The 18,400-nt window shown below is 50.3% G+C and carries 15 protein-coding genes; 6 read left to right on the plus strand and 9 right to left on the minus strand.

Going from position 1 to position 18,400, the window contains the following annotated elements:
- Positions 1 to 158: 158 nt before the first annotated feature.
- Positions 159 to 311 carry a DUF1540 domain-containing protein gene (locus tag H8B09_RS17905; RefSeq protein WP_191204912.1) on the minus strand — a complete coding sequence of 51 codons (153 nt, stop codon included), beginning with the start codon at positions 309 to 311 and terminating at the stop codon, positions 159 to 161.
- A gap of 330 nt (positions 312 to 641) precedes the next feature.
- Between H8B09_RS17905 and H8B09_RS17910 the strand changes: the two genes are divergently transcribed.
- A complete protein-coding gene (locus tag H8B09_RS17910; protein ID WP_191204913.1) occupies positions 642 to 2,420 on the plus strand; it encodes a cellulase family glycosylhydrolase in 1,779 nt (592 codons plus the stop codon).
- 416 nt (positions 2,421 to 2,836) lie between these two features.
- On the opposite strand, the gene H8B09_RS17915 is transcribed toward H8B09_RS17910, so the two are convergent.
- On the minus strand, positions 2,837 to 3,514 hold the full coding sequence (locus H8B09_RS17915; RefSeq protein WP_191204914.1) for an NAD(P)H-dependent oxidoreductase: 678 nt from the start codon (positions 3,512 to 3,514) through the stop codon (positions 2,837 to 2,839).
- Between the two features lie 137 nt (positions 3,515 to 3,651).
- Between H8B09_RS17915 and H8B09_RS17920 the strand changes: the two genes are divergently transcribed.
- Positions 3,652 to 4,086, plus strand: a complete 435-nt coding sequence (locus H8B09_RS17920; RefSeq protein WP_191205164.1) for a winged helix-turn-helix transcriptional regulator — start codon at positions 3,652 to 3,654, stop codon at positions 4,084 to 4,086.
- 55 nt (positions 4,087 to 4,141) lie between these two features.
- Here H8B09_RS17920 and H8B09_RS17925 read toward each other — a convergent pair whose 3' ends face one another.
- The 7 genes from H8B09_RS17925 to H8B09_RS17955 all read right to left on the minus strand — a co-directional run bounded on the left by H8B09_RS17925 (position 4,142) and on the right by H8B09_RS17955 (position 13,881).
- The gene (locus H8B09_RS17925) at positions 4,142 to 5,332 is read right to left on the minus strand and encodes a response regulator transcription factor (protein WP_191204915.1); all 1,191 of its coding nucleotides are present in this window, start codon (positions 5,330 to 5,332) and stop codon (positions 4,142 to 4,144) included.
- Positions 5,333 to 5,362: 30 nt separating this feature from the next.
- The gene (locus H8B09_RS17930; RefSeq protein ID WP_224753718.1) at positions 5,363 to 7,342 is read right to left on the minus strand and encodes a cache domain-containing sensor histidine kinase; all 1,980 of its coding nucleotides are present in this window, start codon (positions 7,340 to 7,342) and stop codon (positions 5,363 to 5,365) included.
- Between the two features lie 115 nt (positions 7,343 to 7,457).
- Positions 7,458 to 8,315, minus strand: coding sequence for a carbohydrate ABC transporter permease (locus H8B09_RS17935; protein ID WP_224753756.1), 858 nt, complete (start codon positions 8,313 to 8,315; stop codon positions 7,458 to 7,460).
- A gap of 79 nt (positions 8,316 to 8,394) precedes the next feature.
- On the minus strand, positions 8,395 to 9,285 hold the full coding sequence (locus H8B09_RS17940) for a carbohydrate ABC transporter permease (protein WP_191204917.1): 891 nt from the start codon (positions 9,283 to 9,285) through the stop codon (positions 8,395 to 8,397).
- A 121-nt stretch (positions 9,286 to 9,406) separates the two neighbouring features.
- A complete protein-coding gene (locus H8B09_RS17945) occupies positions 9,407 to 10,738 on the minus strand; it encodes an extracellular solute-binding protein (protein WP_191204918.1) in 1,332 nt (443 codons plus the stop codon).
- Positions 10,739 to 11,342: 604 nt separating this feature from the next.
- Complete coding sequence (locus tag H8B09_RS17950; RefSeq protein WP_191204919.1) at positions 11,343 to 12,659, minus strand: deoxyguanosinetriphosphate triphosphohydrolase family protein; 1,317 nt, start codon at positions 12,657 to 12,659, stop codon at positions 11,343 to 11,345.
- Between the two features lie 271 nt (positions 12,660 to 12,930).
- Positions 12,931 to 13,881 (minus strand): L-lactate dehydrogenase, encoded by a 951-nt coding sequence (locus tag H8B09_RS17955; RefSeq protein WP_191204920.1) that lies wholly within the window; start codon positions 13,879 to 13,881, stop codon positions 12,931 to 12,933.
- A 233-nt stretch (positions 13,882 to 14,114) separates the two neighbouring features.
- Between H8B09_RS17955 and H8B09_RS17960 the strand changes: the two genes are divergently transcribed.
- From H8B09_RS17960 to H8B09_RS17975, 4 genes are all read left to right on the plus strand, one after another.
- Positions 14,115 to 14,534: a hypothetical protein gene (locus H8B09_RS17960; protein WP_191204921.1), complete on the plus strand. Its 420-nt coding sequence runs from the start codon at positions 14,115 to 14,117 to the stop codon at positions 14,532 to 14,534.
- Between the two features lie 86 nt (positions 14,535 to 14,620).
- A complete protein-coding gene (locus H8B09_RS31045; protein WP_191204922.1) occupies positions 14,621 to 16,012 on the plus strand; it encodes a trypsin-like serine protease in 1,392 nt (463 codons plus the stop codon).
- Between the two features lie 214 nt (positions 16,013 to 16,226).
- Positions 16,227 to 16,910, plus strand: coding sequence for a response regulator transcription factor (locus H8B09_RS17970; RefSeq protein WP_191204923.1), 684 nt, complete (start codon positions 16,227 to 16,229; stop codon positions 16,908 to 16,910).
- Positions 16,907 to 18,394, plus strand: a complete 1,488-nt coding sequence (locus H8B09_RS17975) for a sensor histidine kinase (RefSeq protein WP_191204924.1) — start codon at positions 16,907 to 16,909, stop codon at positions 18,392 to 18,394. Before H8B09_RS17970 ends, H8B09_RS17975 begins: the two co-directional genes overlap by 4 nt.
- Positions 18,395 to 18,400 lie beyond the last annotated feature (6 nt).

Here is an 18,400-nt window from a genome sequence, read left to right on the forward strand (position 1 = left end):
GATCTGTTCGATAATAAGTGATAATAATTATCATTATTGGATATAATACAGTTGGCAGCATGAACGTCGAAGAAGGAAGTGGGCAGCCTCTCGGCAAGGCCGCCCGGGTACTAAGGCATAAGGTTCGTTAGCGTTTGGTTCAGGCGCTAACAGCTGGATTAGATTTTGGGCTCAAAAGTTTTGCAGTCCGTCTCTTCGGACTGACGTGGTTGATTGGAGCGGCTAACGACATAGATCGATGTCGCGCTGCATTTGTTTCCTGCTGCCCAGTACTTACACGAATTAACTTCACACAGGACGTCTTTTGCCATGGATGAGTCACCTCCTGTTCCCATTCGTAGCGGCGTCTTTTCGATATCGATACTCCCGCTCATTCTAAGGATGGGCTTTTTTGTCATGCTTTTATACTTTGATCGGACAGGAAAAGTGAACCGGTTATGGGCATTACAACTGGTGTATCAGATCATGCATACAATGTAAAATAATAGTTGAAACCTCTTACATTGGCGTCATACAATAGAACTACTGATAGTCTCAATAACGGTCTATTGTCGCAGGATAGTAGAACGAACGACTTGCTTATTTACATTTTTGAAAACGATTTCGATACATATTATGGGAATTCCAAAAGGAGAGACAGGATGCGATCACGCGGCAGATACGGGCTGTATGTCGTTATTGTGATTGGCGTAATGGCGATTGCCTCGATGCTGTTCATGAATCGGGATAACAAGCAAGAGCCAGCAAAGGAGAAGAATACCACCCTTCAGCACAGTGGGCAGAGCGGAGAGATTGGCAAGAGTATGATAACGCCAACCGATAATACGGCTGGTCAGGAGCCGGCTGAGGAACCGGTGCTGGACCCGTTTATACCGATTACAGCTGTTGATGCGGTAGCTCAGATGGGGGTCGGCTGGAACTTAGGCAATCAACTCGATGCGATGCCCGACGAGGGCGACTGGGGCAACGGCCTTGTCGATACGAGCGTGTTCGATGAGGTGAAGGATGCAGGCTTCGACCTTATTCGAATCCCGGTCTCTTGGAATGATCATATTGGCGCGGCGCCTGACTACACTATCGAAACGCTATGGATGGACCGCGTCGAGGAAGTTGTCGATTGGGCTATCGAACGGAACATGTGGGTCATGCTCAACGTGCACCATGACTCGTGGAAGTATATGAACTTGGATAAACAGGCGGATCCAGAGGAGTCGCTTCGCAAATTCGTGAAGGTATGGGAGCAGATTGCACAGCGTTTCAGCGGCAAGAGCGAGAAGCTGATGCTCGAGACCCTTAATGAGCCGACCGACATTGATCCTGACAAGCTTAATGAGTTGAATGATCAGATCCTCCAGATTATCCGGAACTCGGGCGGCAATAACAAAGAGCGGCTGGTCGTCGAACCCGGGCTTCATACGAATATCGATGAGACGATCAAGACGTTCAAGAAGCCCAATGATCCATATGTGATTCTAACGGTACACAACTATGATCCATGGGATTATGTCTCCAACTGGTGGGGGCATGTGACTTGGGGCACAGACAGCGACAAAACGTATTTCGACGATATGTTCAAGCGGCTGCATGACAAGTTCGTAGCGGATGGTTTGCCGGTTATTATCGGGGAATTCGGGACGCTTGGCACGAATGAGCGGCATTCGAAGTGGTCTTATCATGATTATTTCGTCCGTACGGCGAAGAAATACGGCATGGTGTCTGTCTGGTGGGATAATGGCGAGCATCTGGACCGATTGCGAGGATATTGGAATGATCCGATTGTGAAGGACATTATCGTCAATGCCTCGCACGGCATTGCGAACTCGTTCGTCGAGACTGGCGATCTGTATGTAAGGCAGGACAAGGCAGACGATACGGCTCTTCAATTAGAGCTGAACGGCAACACAATGATAGGCGTATTTAATGGCGATACAGCGCTTGGCGAAGACGACTACGGTTATGATGCTGACAATGCGAAAGTGACGATCAAGCGGGCTTACTTGGAGGGCATGCTGAAGGACAAGGGACTTGGCGATATGGGCCAGCTTACGTTCCGCTTCTCGCAAGGCGCTGACCAGATCGTCCATGTGCATCAGTATAAGGACCCTGTGCTGAAGCAGAAGGAGCTTGTCATCGACCGAAGCGGCGGTGATATTGTTGGCGATACCGGAATTGAATTGGATTATAACGGCACGGAGATGGCACGGATAAAGGCAGTAGAGGCGGATGGCCAGTCCGTTCATACGGAGTGGAAGGATAAGCAATATGTGAATCTGTCCGACGACTTCACTTTTGACGCGTACCGTGTTTATCTGAAAGCGAAGTTCGCGAATATGTTTGATAAGGATGCAACCATTACACTGGAGTTCTGGCCTTCAGGCGTTCAGCTTGAGGTGCCGGTAAAGGCCATTTATAAGAAATAAAACGTTAGCCCCCGTTGAATCAGCGCATTCGTGCCGCTTCAATGGGGGCTTTTCCGTTCGGTAGCATATCTTTCGGAGCCTGGCTGTGCGAAAGATATCGAGGTATCACGGGGCGCAGCCCCTCACTCAACTAGGGTTCTGAAGGGGCAAGGCCCCTTTATCCGGTCGAGCGCCGACCAAGAGCGTGTCCCGCAGGGACGACAAGCGGCTGTACGCACGTACTTCGGGTCGAGCTGAGACTCCCTACTCCATCATCAACCGTACCTGGGCACACTCAACGTAAAGCGTGTCCCGATCAGGGACGAAAGCGAGCATACGCCACCCGTATATAGACCAGTCCTGCGGGATTCCAAAGGGTGCAACCCTTGGAGCCCTCCCTCTCGGGAGAGGGAGGGTTTGGGTGGGTGTGCGAAAATTTAGCGAACCCATTGAACGACGCTGTCGATGGAACGGCGCGTCTTCGCGCGGGGCTCTTGAACGCGATAGCCGAAGGCGGCCATCGCAGATACACTGAATTGCTCAGGATCGAGAATTCCTTCTTCTGCAAGGATGCGATTCAGATCGTCCAGCACGAAGCCTTCTATTGGGCAGGAATCGATACCGATTAGCGAAGCGGCTGTCAGCATGTTGCCAAGGGCGATGTACGTCTGCCTGCTGGCCCATTCGAATACGTAACGGTCATCGCCGAGCAGTCGGAAGTCCGACTCCAGGAAGTTCTGATACGCTTGGCGTTTGCCTGCTGCTACTTCTGGCGGAAGCTGCTGGATTTGTTCAATCATATGAGTAATGTGGGGCGAGTCAGGTAACAGGGAAGGAGCTGTGCGAGTTAAGAATACGATGAAGTGGCTTGCTGTAGGCAGCGATCGCTGTGCGCCCCATGCTGCGCCGCGAATTCGTTCGCGAACCGCTTCGTTCTGAACAACGACGAAACGCCAAGGCTCGAAGCCGAAGGAGCTAGGCGATAAACGGCCAGCCTCCAGAATAAAGTCGAAGTCCTCATCGGAAATTTTGCGTGCGGGATCGAATATTTTAGTGGCATGTCGGAATTGGTAAGCAGCCGTAATTTCATCTTTCGTTAGGCGAGTTGTTTCCATCGATCATCATCCTTTCTTACCCAATTGCTGGGAACAACTTAATTATAAAAGGAGGGTTTTATTTCCGAAAGTACGCACATTTTTGTGATATAGTATTAAAAAAGGTACTATTGGGAGCGGAGGGAAGTCTCGTGAGTATGAAGAAAGAACAGTTGAGCGCTGCTGTGCCAGGTCAGTGTGAACAGCCTAAGGCAGGAAGTCGCTACACCTGCTCGGTTGAAGCTGCGCTGGATGTAATCGGGGGCAAGTGGAAGGGCATTATCGTCTTCCATCTGCTAACGGGCTCTCCTCGCCGGTTCAATGAGTTTCGCCGCCTAATGCCGATGATTACACAGCGTATGTTGACGCTTCAGCTTCGGGAACTAGAACAGGATGGCATCCTCCATCGGGAGGTATATCGGGAAGTGCCGCCGCGCGTGGAGTATTCGCTTACCCCGTTCGGGTTGACGCTGAAGCCGATCATCTTACAGATGTGGGAATGGGGCAAAACGTACGAGGCACGCCTCGCGGAGCAGGAGCAGACGCCGAACACGAGCGCGTTGAGCGATGAACGAAGCGAATCCTCTGAATAAAAAGAAGCCTGAACATCGATGCGCGTAATCGTGCATCGACGTTCAGGCTTTTTCTTCACCCATTCCCATTCAACTGCGCACTGTTCGCTTGCAGCTGCTGGCGGTATTCGGACGGGGTAAGACTGAACCGCTTGCGGAACTGCTGAGAGAAGTGGCGTAAGTCCTGATAGCCGATTCGCTCGGCAACGTCAGCAAGCTTAAGGCTCGGATTATGGAGCAGCCGCTTCGCCTGCTCTAGTCGAAGTTGAATGACGAACTCTTTATAGCCCTGCCCGGTCTTCTGCTTAAACAGCTGGCTGAAGTAGACCGGGTTCAAGTAGACAACGGAGGCGACTCTCTCCAGCGACAGATCCTCGTTGAAATGCGACTTAATATATTGGATCGCCGTCTCGATTGCGCGATCGCCGCCGCGTTCATCCTGTTCGTACATATGGGAATGAGAGGCTTGTCGGAGACGGCGAATTTCGGCTGGAACGAGGTTAAAGTCCTCGATCAGCTCGGAGCTGATCACTTGGAACGGAATGCGCAAATACTGCCGGAGATGCGATCGCAAGTCGTTCATCAGCAGCGAGAGCGAAGGCTCAGGTACGGTGATCATTCCGAGCAAGCTTTGCGCATCATAGCTGATGACGAAGCCTTGCCCATATCGATCGATCAGCTCGGTAAGCACGTTGTCGATAATGAAATGCTCCAGATGGACGGGACAGTCCGCATCCATTGTGATCATAACCAAATAAAACGAAGTAAAGGCCTCGATGAGCGACTTCATATCGAAATTGCCGATATCAAGCCCTGCTGCCCAACGCTGAAAGACTGCCTCGCGCAAATATTTCAAATTCATCGAAAGGCCCCGCTCCGCCCGCGTCTGCTCCGATTCCAAGCGCAGCTCTTCCTGAAACCGTTCGACCAGCTCCAAGATCCGCTCTTTGCCGATGGGCTTGAGCAGGTAGTCACGGGCGCCGAGACGGAGCGCTTCTTGCGCATAAGCGAACTCGGACCTCGCAGAAATGAATACCCAACGCACATGCGGATGCTGGGGCTTAGCGAGCTTCATCAGCTCAAGTCCTGACATGCCGGGCATCATAATGTCGCTTAATAGGAGATCGATCGGTTCATTGCGAAGTTGGACGACCGCCTCGTCGGCCGATGCGGCAAGCCAAATTCGGCATTCCGGACAATGGGTTTGAATGGTGCGCTTGATGCCGCTGCGAATGACATTCTCATCGTCAACGACTAGAATATTCATGTTTGTCTCAAGCTCCTTTATATAAAGCCATTAATGGGATGGCCGTTCGTAGACAGAGAGAGGAGGCAACGGCAGGGTGACGATGATCGTCGTTCCTGAGCCCTCCTTGCTGTCGGCGGACAGTCCATATGATTCGCCATGCATAAGAACCAATCGATGATGAACGTTCGCAATGCCGATCCCTTTGCGCCCCGTGCCGCTGCGTTTCGTGGCTTCGCCTTCCTCCTCCTCTGCGGGAGGCTGACTCAGCGCCAACTGAAGCTGTTGGAGTGCCGCGGGAGCCATCCCTACGCCGTTGTCCGCAATCGTAATGTGCAGCTGTTGTCCCTCCGCCTGCGCACATACCGTTAATAGGCCTGGTCTTGGAGATGGCTCCAGACCATGCTTAACGGCATTCTCGATGATTGGCTGGAGCGTCATCTTGGGCAACGGAACGTCCAGCCATTCCGGAGCGACTGCAATGTCGGCGGTCAGTCGATCTTCAAGCCGAGCTTCGATGATGGTCAAGTAATGCTGGATTTGTTCCAGCTCTCCGCCGAGCGTGGAGCTGGAGTTGTCCTTCCATTCACTGCTATATTGGAACATATGCGACAGCGACAGTACAATTCGAGCTAATTTATCGTTCTCTTGTTCATCGAGCAGCCAATAAATCATGTTCAAGGTGTTATACAGAAAATGCGGGTTCACCTGCGATTGCAGCGCCTGAAGCTGCGCCTGCTTCTCGCGTGCGGACGTCTCCTTTTCCCGCTGTATCAGGTCATCCATCCGATACACCATTTGATTAAAGGACGATACGAGAATGTCGATCTCTTCATAGGTGGACTTCGGATGAACGACGCCCCGGAAATTGCCGATCTCTACTTGACGCATCTCTTGTATGAGCCGTTTCAGCGGCATTGTGATGGTGCGGGCGATGAAGCTGGCAATCGCAATCGATACAAGAACGAGAATCGAGACGACGATCAGGAAGAAATGCCGCGTTTGGTTGAATTCAACGTTCAAGTTGCTGTTCGGGGTTCGGCTAATGAACGTCCATCCGACCTCCTTTGCCTTGGCGGCTACGATCAGATCGTTCGCGCGCTGCTCGAAGATAACGCCGCTAGAGGTCGTGTTCTCATGCAGCGACAGCAGCAGCTCAAGTGCTTGAAGATTGACCGGCTTCGTTGGTTCATGGCTGCTGCGAGTATTACTTGCGCTTCTTGCTGCGCTCTCGGCGGAGTTTGGCGTATAGATCGTGTCGGAATTGAAATTGTCTTTAGAATGAACACTCCATGGAACCGATGCCGACTCTGCAGGGTCATCCGAGGCAAGGAGCCGACCGTCCTCCGACATCATATAGACGTCGCTGTCCGGTCCGAGCCGCATATTGCCGAGAGTAGATATGGCAGAGGATGCATCCATCTGGAAGAGCAGGATGCCAATCGGTTTATGCGCCGTTAAGTCGAATAACAGTCGGCCGAAGGCGAAGACCGGCTGCGGAACCGTCTGATCGGTCAGCGAATGCTTGAAGACGCCAAGCCATACCATGCCGCCATCCGACTGCTTAATCCGGTTGTACCATTCCCGCTGAGCATAATTCGGGTCTACCACATTCAAGTAGTTGCCATAGCTGAATACCGCGCCGTTCTGCGCGAATACATGGATCGATACGATATCCTCTCGCGAGTAAAATACGGCGCCGATAATGTTCGATACGGCACGCTCATTGATGATGTTCAGCGCCGGATTATCCGTGTGAGTCTGCGGTATAATGCGCAGCATATCCGCGTTGCCGACCAGCGACTTGGATAAGCTGTTATAGCTGTCGAGCAGCAGTTCATACACCTGCATCGTTTGTTTGATATTTCTTTCTGCGATTTCGTTTACCTTGTCGTGATATTGACTAGTTGCCTGCCGGTAGTATAAGTAGCTGACGATCGACAGCAGACTGAGCATGCTGATGATAAGCAGTATAAACAGCCTTGCACGAAACGTGCGGAAGCTGCGAAAGCTGTGCAAACCGCGGTTCATATCGGGTGACGCCTCCCCAATGAATCTCCCGGAGTAGCATGAAACCTCCGAGAGTCAGCATAAGAAAAGAGCGCGCCTCGGAGGTTAAACAGCTATGCGGTTGAAATGCCGAGCGCTAGCCTTTGACAGCGCCGGCGACCATGCCCTTCGTAATTTTCTCGGAGAGCAGGAAATACAACACAATGACTGGCAGAGCCCCTAGTACAAGATATGCGCCGATTGCACCATAGTTGGACGAGTATTGGCTGATGAAGCTGTTTACGCCGAATGGGAGCGTTTTGAACTTCTCGGCGGAGATGAATGTAGCGGCTAGGATATACTCATTCCAGATGTTGATGAAGGTCAGAATGCAGACCGTCATGATCGGCGGAACCGAGATGGGCAGGATGATGCTGCGGAATGTGCAGTAGACGTTCGCGCCGTCCATATGCGCAGATTCTTCGATCTCGCGGGGAATCGTACGCATGAAGCCGCTCAGAATAAAGACGGCTATCGGTGTCTGATACGCGATGTAGGGCAGGATAATTGACCAGCGCGTGCCCGTAAGGCGATGATCTCCGATATGGAAGTGCTTAAAGATAAGCATAATCGGCAGCAGCGTCGCTTGTACAGGGACCATCATACCGATTAAGAAGACGAGCATGACGATGGGTGCGAGCTTCCATTTGAACCGAGTAATTGCATAAGCGACCATGCTTGCCAGCACAATGACGGATACGAGCGTGACGAGCGTTACATACACGCTGTTGAATAGATACTGCCAGTAATGAGCGTCAATCGCTTGCTTATAGTTATTCCATTGCATGCTCTTCGGCAGCGCGAAAAATTTCCCGGACAATATTTCATCGTTTGTTTTCAATGAATAGATGAGAAGCCACAGCAACGGGTACAGCTGCGTGACGAGCAGGATGCCGAGCAGGGTAAAAACGAGCGCCTTGACGATCGGGAATGGCTTGCGTCCAGGCTCATCCATTCGGGCAGCCGCTGTTGAGCGTGTTTGACTCATGAGACCCAAACTCCTTTCCTTTCGCGTGTAAATTGGCAGCAGCCAGCTAGCTGATTTTTCTCTCAACCTGATTGAACAGCGCATTGATAATGACAGTCGCTACCAGACAGACGGCGACCAGCACCATGGCAATCGAGCTGCCGTAGCCGAACTTCGACGACAAGAAGGACATGTTGTACATATGCGTGGCGATAACGTCAGTCGAATGGCCGGGGCCGCCTCCGGTCATGACCATAATCATGTCGAACGACTGCAGGGAACCGATAAAAGCAAGAATGATCGATATTTTGAAAATCGGGACGACCAGCGGGAACGTAATATAACGATCGGCTTTGAAACCGTCCGCTCCATCGATTTTGGCCGCCTCGTAAATTTCCGAAGGAATATTCTGAATGCCAGTGAATTGAATGAGCAGATGGTACCCGAGGTATTGCCACAGCGCAACGAAGTAGAGGGCATACATGGCTGCGGTCTTATCAGAGAGCCAGCTGCGTGTCCAGCTGTGCAGCCCGAGGCCATCAAGCACTTGGTTGAGCATGCCGCCGAGGGAAGCAGGGTTGTAAATCGTTTTCCATAACTGGCCGATAATGACGACGGAGAGAATGACAGGAACGAAATAGCTCGTAACGAAGAAATTCGGCTTTTTCACGAAACGATTAATCAGTGTTGCAATGTACAGAGCGAATGGAATCTCAACCATAGAGAATACGGCGAACATCAGGGTATGCCGAACCGCTGGCCAGAACACGGCATCCTTTGTAAACAAACGGATATAGTTGTCTAGCCCGACGAATTTTTTAGCGCCGATGCCGTTCCAGTCGAATGTACTGGTGTAAATACTGAAGAAGATCGGGACAAAGACTAGGCATACATATAACAGCAGACAGGGCAGCACGAATAAGGCAATCGTACGTGCAGGCACTTTGAGTGCATTCACTGGGCTCGCCTCCTTCAATTAGGTGAATGATCATGTCTAACAGAGAAGAAAGGGAGCGACGGATCGCTCCCTTTCGCCTGTTCTAGCGAACGGATCAGTTCGTTTCCGTTGGATGCAGCGTTTACTTGTTAGCTTCAAATGCCGATTGATGTTCTTGTGCGACCGATTTCGGATCGACTTGTTGAACAAACAGATTTTGGATGCTCGTCAAGTGCGTTTGAGACGTTGCCGGGTTCATCGTATTGTCGAACGACAGGTCGCCGCCTTTAACTGCGGCTTTCAGCGCTGCCACTTCCATTTGAAGCGACGAGTAGCCTGCCGCCTTGAAGTCGCCGTCGACTTTTTGCGCAACGGAAACGGCATTTTTCAACTCGAACGACACTTTCGGGTACTGCAGCATGAAGTAATTGAGGAAGTCCTTCGTTTCTTGCAGATGCTTGCTATTAGCGGAAATGGCGAATGCGCTGCCGGGAGCCAGCATATAATCGTCGGAGTTGCCTTTGCCGTTAACCGTAGGGAATTTGAATACGCCTATGTCAGCGCCGGCTTCGGATTGGTCGATCGCGCCAGTCGCCCACGTGCCCATGTAGTACATGGCTGCTTTGCCTGATTTGAAGAACGTTTCGCCAGCGTTGTAGTCCATGGATGTTGCGCCGTCCTGGAATGCGCCTGCTTGAACGAGTTTCTCGAGGCTGTCTACCGCATCTACGAAAGCAGGATCATTGAACGTCTTCTTGCCTGCAGCAACGTCGGATAGGAAGCCAGGGCCGTTGTTCGTGCGAAGCAGGATGTTCATGAACAGGAAGGAACCGGTCCATGTATCCTTTTCGCCCGTAACCATTGGCGTGATGCCTTTGGCTTTCAATGCTTTAACGTCGGCGATGAGGTCGTCGAACGTCGTTGGCGGTGCTGTGATGCCGGCTTGCTGGAACATTTTTTTGTTATAAAACATAACGCCTATGTTGTTGCCATCCGGAAGCGCATATACGTTGTTGTTGAAGCTGTAGTAGTCGAGGATGCCTTTTTGGAAGGTGTCCTTCAGTCCGTTCTTATCGATCATGTCGTTCAGCGGTGCGAGCAAGCCTGCGTCAACGAAATCTTTCATTTGTGCCGCAGGGTTTACCATCGTGATGTCCGGCACTTCTTTGGATGCCGCTTGCGTTTTCAGCTTCAACTTCTGTTGGTCAGTGTCCAGTGAATCGTACTCGATCTTCACGTTCGGATGGTCCTTCATGTACTGTTCGGAAATTTGATGCAGCACTTTGTACAACGGCGTGTTAGGGTCGGGATAAATGTTTTGGAAGGTAATCGTCACATTTTCTGCTTTGCCAGTGGAAGCCGATCCATTGTCTGTGGATGTCGTGTTGTCTTTGTCTTTGTTGCCGCAAGCTGTAAGCGAGACCATAAGTCCTGCCGCAACTGCGAGACTCATCCATTTCAAGCTCGTGCGCATGGTTTGATTCCCCCTTGTTTGGTATGGCTTAATTATCCTCTTGATGGCGTATTTTCCACAATGTGTGAACTTAAGGATGTAGGTTTGTATTTTTAAGGTGGGCATTTCGGCTAGGGAGGTGCGGATGAAGTCCAGTTGTGGTTGGAAGAGTGGCGGAAACCCGCACAGTGACGAGGGTTCCGGGGTATTGCGCAATGGTTATTCGGGGCGTTGCGGAGGTTGATTCGGGTGGGGGATTTGACATGAGTTGGCGTTACCTGCAAAAGTGCAGGAAAAGCGCCACCGTGTAATGTAGAGAGGACTAGTTAGTCTCAAAAGCTGCGGATTTGCAGGTATTCGGTCATACGGCGCGTTAGATGGTTTGGAAATCTGCATAATTGCAGGTTTGAGGGATGAACATGCCTCGTTCAGCTTTCAATCGGCGTGAATCCGTCCTCGGTCCCGCGGGAAACCTGCACAATTGCAGGTCGCTTAGGCTGATGCTGCACAAAAAAACCAATAGCCGCTCCGCGTATCATCTCTGCGCGAAGAGCAGCCATTGGTTTCATGAGCTTGGACCCGACAGTTTAAGCTTACGCCAACCTCGGTCCATCTTCAGTTCCTCTTAATCCATCTCATATATCGAGCCGGTCTTGCTCGCATACAGCTCGTTGTACACTTTGGATGCGTAAGCGTCCGTCATGCCGGAGATATAATCGGAGATGAAACGCGGCCATGACCAGTGCGACTTGTGGCGTTCGAAGCTCTCGATCCAATCGGGCGGCAGAATAAGCCGACCCCGATCGGGGTCGCAGAAGCTGTCCCACAGCCGGCGAATCATAATCTCGCTGCGCATCTGGAGCCGCTGAACGCGGAAATCCTTAATCAGCGTCACCCACGCCAGCTTCTTCAGAATCTCCATCGTCCGGAGCAGATCGAGATCTTCCGCACCCTCGCGAACGAACGTGACGCGTTTCCAGCCTTTGTCCGGATCGTCGATGATGCCGACTCGTCCAGCGAATGTGCTTACCCAGCGGGCTTTCATCTCGCGGCGCGTGCGCGACGACTCTCGTTCGCATTGAATATAGAGCTCTTCCCATTGCTCCAGATATTCATTCATCGCTTGACGGCACATGGCCCGCATATCGATCTCATCCCAGCGCAATCGACCATTGCCCTGATCCACTTCAATCTCGTGCATCAAATTATCAATGAGCCGATCATCCTCGAAGAAGGTTCGGTTCATTTGGATTTTGCCGGCACGGATTCCGTCTTCAATATCATGTGTCGAATACGCGATGTCATCGCATAAGTCCATCAGCTGCGCCTCAAGGGTCGAGCACTCCGGCGGCATGCCCCATAGATCGCGGAGGTGGTTGATTCGCTCCCACTCCTCGCGGTACACGCCTTTCAACCGACCTTCATCATCAAGGCAGAATGGATATTTATTGACGGCCAGCAGAACGGACGCAGTCAGATCGAGACCGCTGCCGCTGCCAGCGCGTTTCTCAAGAAACATAAGAATGCGGTAATTCTGTGCGTTGCCCTCATATTTCATGCCATGAAACTCCTGCAGCAGCTCGTTGAGCACTTCTTCCCCTTTATGACCAAACGGCGGATGGCCAAAATCATGCGCGAGCGCAGCACACTCCACAACGGTCGGATCAAGCAGCAGCCCAGGGTGCTCGCGGCGGTCAAGGAACGGGTACTGCTTGCCCAACCTACGGGATACCTCCCGCGCAATTTGGGATACTTCAAGCGAATGGGTCAGACGCGTTCGATAATAGTCGCCGGAGCCTGCGCCGAAAACTTGCGATTTGCCCTGCAGCCTGCGAAAAGCCGGGGATTGGATCAGGCGGGCATAGTCTCGTTCATATTCTTCTCGTTCCTCGCTGAACGTGCCGATTGCCGGTTCGTCCAACCTCATTTTGCGCAAATCCATGTGCATCGCCTCCTGTCTAATCGCACGGCGCAAATTTGTTGTTCTTCTTAATCTATGTTAGTAATGCTAACAATGTCAAAGGGAAAAAGTCTGAATTTCCGAACGTTCGGGATGGGCTTCAGCTCGTCCGCTTCCCTAAACCGAGTTTCTCACTATATGCAGGCAGCAAGCGGGTTATGTTATGAACATCCACAGGTCTAGTATTGGCATAAATAAAGCCAGGCTCATTCGCCTGGCCTATGGTTCTGCGAATTTTCTTCGATTTCACATCTTATAAGTTAAGATGAGCCGAGGCCGCTCGAAGAACGCCGCAGGAATGAGCGAACCTTGCTTGCTCTTGCGGCGTCAGATTGAGTTCCACCAGCTCGGCAATCCCTCGCCTTGTTAATATTGCCGGGACGCCCGTACATACTTCGCGCTCCCCATATTCGCCGTCAAGAATGGCGGATACGGCTGTTATATTGTAATCATCGCATAAGATCGATCGCACAATATGAGCAATCGCATTCGCGATGCCGTAGTGTGTGGAGCCTTTGTGCTGGTAGATTTCCCAACCAGCGTTGCGTGTCTTCGCCTCGATATCATCCAGCTTCAACAGGCTGAAGCGATGTGGATGCTGACCGAGAATGTCATGAATCGGTTTACCGCCGATCGTGACATGCGACCATGCCGGGAATTGAGACTCACCATGTTCGCCAAGCACATAACCGCATACACTTCGCGGATCAACCGGCAAATACTCGGCAATTAGTGTCTTTAACCGAGACGTGTCAATCGAAGTGCCCGTTCCGATGACCCGTTCGCGCGGCAGGCCAGAGAGCCGCCATACGATATGGGTGACAATGTCGACAGGGTTCGCCGCTGCAAGGAACAAGCCGTCGAAGCCGCTGGCCATAATGCGCGGGATGAGCTCGTTATACAGCTCGAAGGCACTGTCGAGCAAGTCGAGCCGATTGCTGCCGTTCTTGGGATAGCTGCCCGCACACAGCACAATAATGTCGACATCACCGCAGTCGTTGCAGGTGCCCGTGTATATTTTGGTCCGCGTATAGGTGAAGTCCATGCAGTGTGAGAGATCGAGCGCTTGCGCATGCGCACGCTCTGGCGTCCTGCCGATCAGCATAATCTCATCGCAGATGGACTGATTAATGAGCGCATACGCACAGCTTGCTCCAACATGACCGACGCCGATAATAGCGACCCTTCGTGGCTTGCTTCCCATCTTGTCGCCCCGCTCTCCCGTGCTGTTATGCCATAGTATATGACAGTAAGGATCGTTTTTGTTATATTCATGTGATAAAAGTTAACGTATCTACCCGACGAATTGTAATTTTACTGTGAGCCCACAGGGCGGACATGTGAGCTTATGAGGGATAATGTGGAAAGTATTTTCGCAACAAATCTGTAATTTCTAGCGTCATAAAGGTAAAATTCATACAGGAGGAGAGAGTGAAAATGAAGAAAGCAATACTATCACTAATTATTTGCACTTTCGTATTAGCTTTAGTAATTGGCTGCACGAAGGAGGAGGTTAGCGAAGAAAGTATGCTTAGCAGAATTGAAACTTCGCTTAAAGCGCAAGGCTTTACTGTAGTAAGTGAAGGCAGACAGTCAAGTGACAATCTTGAGCAAGTATATCCTTATAAGTACAAGATTAAACAGAATGAAATGAACGAGGATTATTTATTAATATATATTTTCTCTTCCAAAGACTTGGTTAATAAAGGAATAAGTAACCAGCACTATAATATTACAACATTAACAAAATTCAAAAACTATATTAATAAAAATGTTTTGGTGGTTCACTTTGCATCGGAGGGGAATCTAGATAAATACAAGCAGAAGCTTGAAGAAGCCATTTCGAAAATATCATAATTTCTTCCATAAAAAACAATTGTATAGATTATATGATTACTTTATACTAATAAAGATTATAAAAACACAAAAATTGGGGGTTAAAAGTGAAGAGAATCTTACTGCTAACTATTCTGCTATCGACCGCTCTTTATGTAAGCGGGTGGCATACTCCTGCCACTCAAGCAAGTGACGAAGCTGAAGCGAAACGGAACTATCAAAAAACAGTAGATTTTCAACAAGAGGTTATTCCTGTTATGGAAAGTATTTTTAAAGAACAATTCCCTGAGAAAGTTTCGATTAACGATGGTGAATACGTGGATGGAATCAATTCAGATGCATTCGATGAGATAACTGATTACTATTTTGATAACGATAATCCTAACAATCCAAAAGTCGTATTTGTCGTTGCCAAAGAAGATCGAGATGAAATGAAAACGTTAAGGAAAGCTTTGGAGGAAAAGCTTGGATACAAAGTGAAATTTATTAAAGCTAAAAAGGGGATTAAGGAATTTCGTAATCTGCAGGATCAAGTAAGCGGCTATTTAGATGTAATATATAAAGGCGGTTACTCCGTTGGTTACAACATAAAGACACAAACTATTGATGTTGAGGCAGATTTGGATAATCAACAAATTCAGTTGTTAACGAATAGGTTCGGTTCCGATCTGCTGAGTATTACGAAGACAGTTAATTTGCCAGTAACTACGGCGGCTCGTGATTATCCGTTTTTAAATATAGGCGGAGGACAAGAAATTAAGCCGGATATAGATGGAGCCAATACATATGTTTTGTGTTCTTCAGGTTATATTGCCTATAAAGATAATCAAGCATACATGGTAACAGCGGGTCATTGTATAAAAAAGCCAGTCGCTGGTGGTTCTACATACGAAGTAATTGAGGGAAATAGTAGTGATGGATACAGAACGTTGGGTTATCAGCATTGGAGTGGCTACAATTCAACGACAAAATATGATTTCGGACTCATTAGACTTACAGATCTATCCATGCAAGTGACAAGTCGGTTTTACACGAATAATAGCGGAACCGGAGCGATTGACGGTCAACTGCAGCCTTATTTGACGATCGGCTCAACGGGTATTAAGGTTGGACTTGCGATAAATAAATCCGGAAGAACAACAGGCATTACCGGGGGGACGATTAGTAAAACGGACACTACGGTAAGTTACGGTATTGAAAGTTTCTCGGTTAAAGTTTTGGAAGCTGATTTACGGTCAGGCTATGGAAAACTTATTGACGGCATGTATACGGCAGTAGCAGGCAGTGGAGATAGTGGTTCGACAGTATATAGAGCATCTGACTATGCTCTTGTCGGCGTTCAATCAGGCATAACGACGGACTACACGGATGCGAATAACTATAATTATGGTGACAATATGTTTGTTTCGCCGGCTTGGTATGCAAATTCAGTTCTTGGAAGCACATTCTATCAATACAATAAAACCTATGATACCCCAGTTTCGCAAATGCAAGGATAAGGATTGGACCAGCCAGAATATCTGGTTGGTCTTTTTTGTCGGCCATCATATAATGCGCCAGCAAAGAGAACATAGTTTAATTAATGGTTCTGTCTCTACACATTTTTGAGCTTCCTCGCTACAATTGTTTACATTCCATTTAACTTGTTATCGTAAAATCGAACAGAGAGCGGCGCTGCCGTGCATGTGGATGAAGAGAGGGAACGTGAGTGCTATGGTTAACCTATTAGTAGTCGATGACGACGCGTCGATCCGGAAGCTAGTCGGACATTTTATGAGTGAAGCAGGCTATACGGTGGAAGAGGCAGAGAACGGCTTGGACGCGCTGCGCAAGCTGGAGTCTTTCAAGGCGGACCTCGTGATTCTAGATTTGATGATGCCCGAGATGGATGGGTGGAAGTTGTGCAAGGAGCTGCGTGAGTTCTATCCCGATATGCCGCTGCTTATGTTAACTGCGATGGGAGAGACAACCCAGAAAATAAAAGGCTTTGATCTTGGGACCGATGATTACGTAGTGAAGCCGTTCATACCGGAGGAGCTCGTTGCACGGGTGAAGGCGCTGTTGAAGCGGTATCGGATTGCGGCTTCCTCCACGGTGCAGATCGGCATGGTAACGTTGAACCGACGGACGTTCGAGACGACGATGAAGGATGCGAACATTTCGCTGCCGCCCAAGGAATTCGAGCTGCTGTTCAAGCTGGCGAGCTATCCAGGTCAGACGCTGCTTCGCGAACAGCTCATCGAAGCGATCTGGGGCGTTGACTTCGACGGGAACGAGCGAACGCTCGATGTTCATGTGAACCGACTGCGCGAGCGGTTCCCGGAAGCGGAAGCGGGCTTCCGCATCGCAACGGTTCGCGGGCTTGGCTATCGGATGGAGGCAGGAACGGAATCATGAGAGTCAAGAAGCCGAAGATCAAACCGGGTGTAAGTGCATACGATCGATTTTATAGCAATATGCGCATGAAGATCGTCGGGGCTTTCTTCGGGATGACGATCGTGGTCGTCATCTTCTGGTCTGCTATGTACTCGATCGTGTCCTATGTCGGCGATGGACTGCGCCATGACGAAATGCATGATGAACTGCTAGAAGATCTGCATCATGCCGTCCAGATGCTGGAGGCTGCGAATGCAGAGTCGGAATCGGCTTCACAGGCGCAGCTGATCGCATTGAACGCTCGCCAGTTGAATGCAACCATCGCGATTCAGGCGAGCGATGAACAATGGCGTATATATGGGGATGGCAGGAGCCGTATTCAGGAACAACTATCCGAAGCGAGTTCAGGGGAGTGGTACCAATACCGCTGGAACAATCCGTTCACAACACGCGATGCAGCCTTAATTGCGACGGTTCAAGGCAGCGATGGCGCTAACTATCGGTTAGCGATCAATAAGCCGCTGGCTGCTTGGTATGATCATTTCTATTATGCGGTTTCTCCCCAAATCTTGTTTGTACTCTCGATTGCGTTGATGGCCTTCTTCGCTACCCCTTGGCGGAGTCAAATGAAGTTATTGAAGACGATGCTCGACGCAATGAAGCGGATGGCCACGGGGGACTTCTCCGTTGATCTGCCGAAGGTGAAGCGGATGGGCGATATGGAGGTCATTGTCGAAGGTCTTAGCGACATGGCCACCGAGCTGCAGCAATTGGAGCAGACGCGCCAGCGGTTTATATCGGATGTGTCGCATGAGCTGCAATCGCCCCTAACTTCGATAACGGGGTTCGCGCAGGCGCTTCATAATGAAACGCTGTCGAGGGAAACGCGGCTCGATTATTTGGAGCGGATCGAGGCGGAGAGCATGCGTTTATCGAAGCTGAGCGATAGCCTGCTTAAGCTGACAATGCTCGAAGCGCAGCGAGAACTGGTTGAGCCTCACGAATTTGCGCTTGATATGCAGTTGAAGAGAACGGCGCTTGCGCTCGAGCCGCAATGGCTCGGCAAGCGGATTGAGCTTGATATTGAGCTCGAACAAGTTACGGTGACTGGTGATGAGGATGCGCTGCGACAGGTCTGGACGAATTTGCTGCATAACGCGATCAAATTTACGCCTGAGGACGGCACGATCCGTATCCAATTGACGAAGGAGCAGCAGCAAGCGCGAGTGATAATAGCCGATACGGGGATTGGCATCGCGGAAGAGGATCTGCCGCACGTATTCGAGCGGTTCTACAAAGCAGATAAAGCCCGCACCAGCTCCAAAGGGGGCAGCGGCCTGGGATTGTCGATTGCTGCTACGATTGTACGCCAACATGGCGGCACCATAACGGCGAGCAGCGTGCAAGGCCAGGGTACAACGTTCGAAGCAACCATTCCGCTGCAGCTTGCAGAGAAACCTGCTGTCTTACCGGGCGGAAAAACGCAAACAGCCGAATCTCGCTAAGAGAAT

It is taken from the genome of Paenibacillus terricola (assembly GCF_014779765.1).
Taxonomy (GTDB): Bacteria; Bacillota; Bacilli; order Paenibacillales; family Paenibacillaceae; genus Paenibacillus_T; species Paenibacillus_T terricola.

Coding starts and splice junctions, on each gene's coding strand:
- H8B09_RS17905 (WP_191204912.1), bottom strand. CDS start 311: ATGGCAAAAGACGTCCTGTGTGAAGTTAATTCGTGTAAGTACTGGGCA.
- H8B09_RS17910 (WP_191204913.1), top strand. CDS start 642: ATGCGATCACGCGGCAGATACGGGCTGTATGTCGTTATTGTGATTGGC.
- H8B09_RS17915 (WP_191204914.1), bottom strand. CDS start 3,514: ATGGAAACAACTCGCCTAACGAAAGATGAAATTACGGCTGCTTACCAA.
- H8B09_RS17920 (WP_191205164.1), top strand. CDS start 3,652: ATGAAGAAAGAACAGTTGAGCGCTGCTGTGCCAGGTCAGTGTGAACAG.
- H8B09_RS17925 (WP_191204915.1), bottom strand. CDS start 5,332: ATGAATATTCTAGTCGTTGACGATGAGAATGTCATTCGCAGCGGCATC.
- H8B09_RS17930 (WP_224753718.1), bottom strand. CDS start 7,342: ATGAACCGCGGTTTGCACAGCTTTCGCAGCTTCCGCACGTTTCGTGCA.
- H8B09_RS17935 (WP_224753756.1), bottom strand. CDS start 8,315: ATGGATGAGCCTGGACGCAAGCCATTCCCGATCGTCAAGGCGCTCGTT.
- H8B09_RS17945 (WP_191204918.1), bottom strand. CDS start 10,738: ATGCGCACGAGCTTGAAATGGATGAGTCTCGCAGTTGCGGCAGGACTT.
- H8B09_RS17950 (WP_191204919.1), bottom strand. CDS start 12,659: ATGGATTTGCGCAAAATGAGGTTGGACGAACCGGCAATCGGCACGTTC.
- H8B09_RS17955 (WP_191204920.1), bottom strand. CDS start 13,881: ATGGGAAGCAAGCCACGAAGGGTCGCTATTATCGGCGTCGGTCATGTT.
- H8B09_RS17960 (WP_191204921.1), top strand. CDS start 14,115: ATGAAGAAAGCAATACTATCACTAATTATTTGCACTTTCGTATTAGCT.
- H8B09_RS17970 (WP_191204923.1), top strand. CDS start 16,227: ATGGTTAACCTATTAGTAGTCGATGACGACGCGTCGATCCGGAAGCTA.
- H8B09_RS17975 (WP_191204924.1), top strand. CDS start 16,907: ATGAGAGTCAAGAAGCCGAAGATCAAACCGGGTGTAAGTGCATACGAT.